The organism is Aequorivita sp. 609 (assembly GCF_014212065.1).
Taxonomy (GTDB): domain Bacteria; phylum Bacteroidota; class Bacteroidia; order Flavobacteriales; family Flavobacteriaceae; genus Aequorivita; species Aequorivita sinensis.
In genome coordinates, this window is record NZ_JACJVM010000097.1 from 1 (window position 1) to 468 (window position 468).

Sequence of the window (468 nt, forward strand, 5' to 3'; positions counted from 1 at the left end):
ATTCTAAGACTGCATTTTTGTTCTCATCGACCCATTTGATGTTGGCGGTAGTCCTCTCGATAGATTGCTGAATGGCAAGGGTTCCGGATCCGAAGCCTATGTCGGCGTTGTCATCCCTGAACTGTATCAGCTGTTGCAGTTCAAACGGAGTTGAGAATCTCTTTGTGACACCGTTGATCAGATTGGAGAAAGAGAAAGATCCACCTCCATACTGATTGAAAATGAACTCCCAGTTGGCTCTAACAAAATCCCAAGCCAACGATTGACCGACCACGTTGCTTGCAATGCTGATGATGGTAGAAGTGGCATCTTGCTTCCGAATTAGCGATGAATTTAAGGTGTAACTGAGATACCTGTTCAGTAACCACGGCTCTGTGGCACATGCCATTGCAGCTCTCAGTTTATCTTTCTCAGTAGCAACATTGGTTTTTTCAAACATTTTCCAAGCAAAGTTCCACTCCTCTTCAC

Annotated in this window: 1 protein-coding gene; it reads right to left on the bottom strand. The window is 44.7% G+C overall.

Annotation, left to right across the window (positions count from 1 at the left end; all coding sequences use genetic code 11):
• Nucleotides 1-468: ERAP1-like C-terminal domain-containing protein (locus H4O20_RS12840; RefSeq protein ID WP_185099517.1), on the bottom strand; the 468-nt coding region annotated here is incomplete at both ends.